Genomic DNA, 6,000 nt, shown 5'->3' with positions numbered 1-6,000 from the left:
TAATATTAGCGCTTTCGATGTTTTCAAATGGCATTTACGTCAAAGAAACTTGAGAACTCAGAGCGCGCTGAGAAAGAGAATTTGTGCCGAAAAAGGTACAGCCATTGAAAGACTACATACCAAAAAAATATTCGTTAACAGTAGCTTATTAACGCCCTGCTAAGTGGCTGACAACATAACACAAAACGTAAACAGACTACCTTAAACACAGACCAAATTTTGAAGTAAAATCGCCGAGCGTTGGCAGTCCGTCTTAAGCAGTTTGTTAGGTACAATTTTTAAAGCAGGCTATGTATTTACTTGGTTTGTTGTAAATTACCTGCCACACTTAGTCCGCATTTTATATTAGGCAACCATTATGAAACTTTTAGTTCGCAATTTAGAGCGTTCAACTACAGAACAAGAAATTCGAGTTTTGTTCTCTACTCACGGCACTGTAACTGAGTGCAACCTAGTACTCGACCAAGAAACAGGTCAATCAAAGGGCTTCGCGTTTGTAGAAATGCCTGACGAAAACGAAGCAAAGGCGGCGGTTGAAAAATTAAACCTTTCTACTGTAGCTAAGAGCAAAATCAGAGTTAAGTTCGCTCAAAACTAGAAACAATGAGAGCCAGTTTTTCATCCATTTTGCTGGCTCGATTTCAAATTTTCCTGATTGTACCTAACGCTGTGTTAAGTGGTGAACAACGCCCCACTTAACTTAATAAAGCCACCTTAATCACTACATTAAAATTTGCAACCAAAACCGCCGAGCGTTGAGAATCCAGCTTGAACACTTTGTTAATAAAGTACTTTCCGCGCGCTCTACACCCAAACAACCCACCGAACTCAACAGTACAAACCAACCAGATTTTTATTGGCTACTGACCCACTGTCCTTTTCAGAAACCAACTTTGAGCAAGTAGCCAAACCAAAGTGACAGAGAACAGGCCACCCACTGAAGTCACGGACAGTTAATTGCCACAACGATGAACCTTTGAGAGTGAAGATGGCTGCTGGCATATTAGCGCTTTCGATGCTTTCAAATGGCATTTACACCAAAGAAACGACGAACCCGAAGCGAATAGTTCAGCTAAAACTTAGCGCCTAAACCAAAAGCATATGACCAACTATTTGCCATAAAATACTATTCGTTTACAGCTAGCTTATTAACGCTGTGTTAAGTGGTGAGCAACGCACCACGACACTTAATAAAGCCACCTTAATCACTGCACTAAAATTTGCAACCAAAACCGTCGAGCGTTGAGAATCCAGCTTGAACACTTTGTTAATAAAGTACTTTCCGCGTGCTCTACAACCAAACAACCCACCGAACTCAACAGTACAAACCAACCAGGTTTTTATTGGCTACTGACCCACTGTCCTTTCCAGAAACCAGCTTTAAGCAAGTAGCCAAACCAAAGTGACAGAGAACGAGCCACCCACTGAAGTGACGAACAGTTAATTGCCACAGCGAAGAACTTTTGAGAGCGAAGATGGTTGTTGGCATATTAGCGCTTTCGATGATTTCAAATGGCATTTACATCAAAGAAACTTCAGAACTCAAAGCGTGCTAGAGAACGAGAATTTATGCGGAGAAAGGTACAGCCAATGAAAGACTACATACCCCAAAAAACTATTCGTTAACAGTAGCTTATTAACGCCCTGCTAAGTGGCTAGCAACGCATAACACGATACTTAAACTAGCCTCCGTAAACACTGTACCAGACTAGAACCAAAATCGCCGAGCGTTGATAGTCCGGCTTGAGCAGTTTGTTAGCTGCTACGAAGAAGGTTGAGTTTTTCTCCCAAGCACCTAATTTGACATACATTATTGTTTTCAAATGACCATGTAAACTGGACAGCTCAAAACCCAAAACACAGTTACTAGAACATGCTTGGCAGAGAATGCTTTCAAAAAAGCCCACTACCAAGCACGAAAATCAGATTTAGTTACGCAGAATTTCAACACCCAAGAAGCCGCACCAAAGAACTAAACAAACACAACACTTCAGTAAGCTGACTGCGGTTGATTCAACCACTTCACGAACAGTGCCACTGGCGAGATAATTTGTACCTGAGGATTATCAAGTGTGAAGCTAGAGCCCCGTATTCATGATCACTTAAGCCCTTAGTTTCTTCAAATACTAGCTAACGACGTGTTAAGTGGTGAACAACGAACCACCACACTTAATTAAGCCACCTTAAACACTGCATTGAAATTTGCAACCAAAACTGCCGAGCGTTGAGAATCCGGCTTGAACACATTGTTAATAAAGTACTTTCGGCGCGCTCTAGACTCAACCAAACCACCGAACCCAACACCACAAACCAACCATATTTTTACTGGCTGCTGACCCACTATGCTTTCCAAAAAACAAACGACAGCAAGCGCCGAACCTAAGGTTTCAGAGAACGAGCCACCCACTGAAGTTACGGACAGTTAATTGCCACAGCGATGAGCTTTTGAGAGTGAAGATGGCTGCTGGCATATTAGCGCTTTCGATGCTTTCAAATGGCATTTACACCAAAGAAACGACGAACCCGAAGCGAATAGTTCAGCTAAAACTTAGCGCCTAAACCAAAAGCATATGACCAACTATTTGCCATAAAATACTATTCGTTTACAGCTAGCTTATTAACGCCCTGCTAAGTGGCTGACAACGCGACCACCGCACTTAACCAAACCACCGTAAACACTATACCCGACTTGAACTAAAATTGCCCCGCGTTGACAGTCCGCCTTGAGCAGATTGTTAGCTACTACGATTGAGGTTGAGACTTTCACCCAAATGCCAAATTTGAAATACATTATTGGTTTCGGATGATAATGTAAATTGGACAGCTCACAAACCAAAACCCAATTGATGAAATAGGCTTGGGAAAGAATGCTTTCGAAGAAGCCCACTACCAAGTGCGCAAAACTGATTTAGCCACGGCAGCACTTCAACACCCAAGAAGCCACACCAAAGAACTAGACAAACACACCACTTCAGTAAGCTGACTTCGGTTGATTCAAACACTTTTCGAACAGTGCCACTGGCGAGATAGTTTGTACCTAAGGACTATCAAGTGTGAAGCTAGAGCCCCGTATGCATGAGCACTTAAGCCCTTAGTTTCTTTAAATACTAGCTAACGCCTAATTAAGGGGTGAACAACGCCACCACCCAACCTAACACATTGTACCGTAAACATTAAATTTGAAGCAGAAGCAAAAGTGCCAAGCGTTGTGAATCCCTCTTAAATTGCTTGTTATGTTTTACCACAAATACATGATTTACTTGAGAAAGGACTGCTTTTTCTAACTAGTTTTCTGAAGCAAACCACAAGGCTGAAACCAACTTGACCGCCAAAGGCGACCAATCTAAAACAAGTAAGTCCACTTCCCTGCCCAATGAGGCAACCCTGCTCTCTTTCAACAAGCACCCTTTCTTTCCAACCAAAGCGAAAAACATTGTTGAATTGCCGAGGCAACTGCCAAGGTAGGACGCTAATTGGCAAAGAACCTCAAAGCGACTTTAAGCAAGAGAAACTTAAACCTAGCCGACTCGACCTGACAATGAAGCAACCCACGAATATTGGCATGTTTTACGGGTTGAGAGATGCAAGAACTTAGGACGACAATGCTGATTTGCTGAGTCTACTAGGGACAATTTGCCAGAGGGACAAAGAACGAGAGCCTAAGACCTTTAAGTCTTTGAAATACAAGTAAACATAACGCCCTGCTAAGTGGCTAGCAACGCATTACACGATACTTAAACTAGCCGCCGTAAACACTGTACCAGACTAGAACCAAAATCGCCGAGCGTTGGTAGTCCGTCTTGAGCAGTTTGTTATGTGAATTATTTTCGACCCATTATGCGTAGGACACGCAAGAATAGATTAATGATATCCATATAGAGTGCAGCCGCACTATCCACCGCATTGTCTACTGTTTTCGGTATTTGGTTTGCCCTTCCCCAGTCGTAGCCGATATAGCCACAAAAGATGATTGCTACTGCCCAGTCTATCCCGTTTTGACGTAATCCAAGACCATACACGAGCATCATTTCGATAACTATCACAATAAAAAGCGATAGAGTAAGAGCGCTATAGATACGCTTAAAAAAAGAGGGAAACAGAATTCCAGCGATTAACATAATAACGGTAACTATACCCGTTACTTTAATTGCTTTCAGAACTAGGTTGGGGTCATATATTGAAACTACTAAGTTAATTATCAAGCCAAATGGAATCACGACAAAGTTATACCCAATAAAGCTAACTATCGGACTTTCGCTACTGCTAAAAAGAAATACCCCAAAAAAGCAGCTTAGAAAGTATCCTAGCAAAATGACCCAAATAGGGAAAACAACTATGGCTTCAACAGGAATAGTAGCGACCATGAAGCCATTAACGCTAAACCCCCATAATAAAACCAAACCAATAATAAGATTATAGGTTCTACTGCTGATTTCACGCTCAAAACGATCTCTTCGCTCAAAGACATCAGGTTCAAACATTTGCTCTATATTCCTTCTAATTCACATAACGCCCTGCTAAGTGGCTAGCAACGCAAACCACGACACTTAAACTAACCACCGTAAACACTGTACCAAACTAGAGCTAAAATTGCCGAGCGTTGATAGTCCGTCTTAAGCAGATTGTTAGTTTTGTTTTACCTTCATAATATGACTATACGTTAAGGAAAGTGAAACAATAATAAATATCCCTACGATTTGACCTATTACTCCCAGGAGTAGCTGAGACGACGATAAAAATGCAATTGGCAGAATCACAAGCATGCTCAATAAAAACATAAGCAACATTACTCCGCATATATAGAGAGTGTTGCTTTTACTAACCTCCCACGCATATTGCAATGAAGCGTCTTTTCCAACGGCTATAGCAGGGAAAATAATTGAAAGCCTACAGATTAATGGAAGTATGACCAGAAATATAAGCGACAGCGTAACAACAGGTGACACGTCTAATGCAGATAAGAGAACAACAGGCAAAAATGCTGTAATCATGAGCATTGAGTAACCTATGAAACGAAGTTCAATTTTTCCTATTTTGAATCGGCCCCACTTAGGTACTGAGTTTTCACCACTGATTACGACCCGATGAACATTTATCGCAACTATCGCAGGCAAGACAAACTGTGGTACTAACAGAATAACAACTAGAAATCCGCTGGTTATGCTTGCTAATAACCACTCTATGGCCATGGAAAGTAGTATTGGAATAACCGTCGCTTGTGCTATTTGTTTTTTATACTTATACACATAATATAGAGAGCCTACTACTGTTTTAATTACCACCAAAATCTCCTTATAAAACTAACGCTGTGTTAAGTGGTGAGCAACGCACCACAACACTTAATAAAGCCACCTTAATCACTGCACGGGAATTTGCAACCAAAACCGCCGAGCGTTGAGAATCCAGCTTGAACACTTTGTTAATAAAGTACTTTCCGCGTGCTCTACACCCAAACAAACCACCGAACTCAACAGTACAAACCAACCAGGTTTTTATTGGCTACTGACCCACTGTCCTTTCCAGAAACCAGCTTTAAGCAAGTAGCCAAACCAAAGTGACAGAGAACGAGCCACCCACTGAAGTGACGAACAGTTAATTGCCACAACGACGAACCTTTGAGAGCGAAGATGGTTGATGGCATATTAGCGCTTTCGATGCTTTCAAATGGCATTTACGTCAAAGGAACTTCAGAACTCAAAGCGTGCTAGAGAGCGAGAATTTATGCGGAGAAAGGAACAGCCAATGAAAGACTACATACCCCAAAAAACTATTCGTTAACAGTAGCTTATTAACGCCGCATTAAGGTGTGAGCAGCGCTTGGCTATACTTGAGCGAAGCGAAAACGCCAAGCGTTGCGAATCACTCTTAAATGCTTTGTTAGTTGCGTTCTTGCCACTCCGAACGCAACACCCCATATTTCACTGAATCGTAATACTCGCCTTCATAGTAACGTACTTTTCTTAGCCTTGCTTCTTGTTGAAAACCTAACTTCAGCGCCAG

The 6,000-nt window shown here is 41.7% G+C and carries 5 protein-coding genes and 1 pseudogene; 1 reads left to right on the top strand and 5 read right to left on the bottom strand.

Annotation, left to right across the window (positions count from 1 at the left end; genetic code table 11):
• Positions 1–358 precede the first annotated feature (358 nt).
• On the top strand, positions 359–598 hold the full coding sequence (locus tag ZX61_RS00075) for an RNA recognition motif domain-containing protein (protein ID WP_049842715.1): 240 nt from the start codon (positions 359–361) through the stop codon (positions 596–598).
• A gap of 1,084 nt (positions 599–1,682) precedes the next feature.
• Here the strand turns inward: ZX61_RS00075 and ZX61_RS24630 are convergent.
• The 5 genes and pseudogenes from ZX61_RS24630 to ZX61_RS00040 all read right to left on the bottom strand — a co-directional run.
• Positions 1,683–1,811, bottom strand: coding sequence for a hypothetical protein (locus ZX61_RS24630; RefSeq protein WP_268808132.1), 129 nt, complete (start codon positions 1,809–1,811; stop codon positions 1,683–1,685).
• An 806-nt stretch (positions 1,812–2,617) separates the two neighbouring features.
• The gene (locus ZX61_RS24200) at positions 2,618–2,791 is read right to left on the bottom strand and encodes a hypothetical protein (protein WP_160316779.1); all 174 of its coding nucleotides are present in this window, start codon (positions 2,789–2,791) and stop codon (positions 2,618–2,620) included.
• Between the two features lie 1,030 nt (positions 2,792–3,821).
• On the bottom strand, positions 3,822–4,481 hold the full coding sequence (locus ZX61_RS00055; RefSeq protein ID WP_049842712.1) for a Bax inhibitor-1 family protein: 660 nt from the start codon (positions 4,479–4,481) through the stop codon (positions 3,822–3,824).
• A 144-nt stretch (positions 4,482–4,625) separates the two neighbouring features.
• Positions 4,626–5,282, bottom strand: a complete 657-nt coding sequence (locus ZX61_RS00050) for a hypothetical protein (protein WP_049842711.1) — start codon at positions 5,280–5,282, stop codon at positions 4,626–4,628.
• Positions 5,283–5,877: 595 nt separating this feature from the next.
• Positions 5,878–6,000: pseudogene (locus ZX61_RS00040) on the bottom strand (GNAT family N-acetyltransferase); the annotation flags it as partial.

This window comes from Vibrio sp. VPAP30, assembly GCF_001188205.1.
Lineage (GTDB): Bacteria > Pseudomonadota > Gammaproteobacteria > Enterobacterales > Vibrionaceae > Vibrio > Vibrio bivalvicida.
The sequence above is the reverse complement of the archived record's forward strand: the minus strand, read 5'-3'. Positions and strand labels throughout refer to the sequence as shown.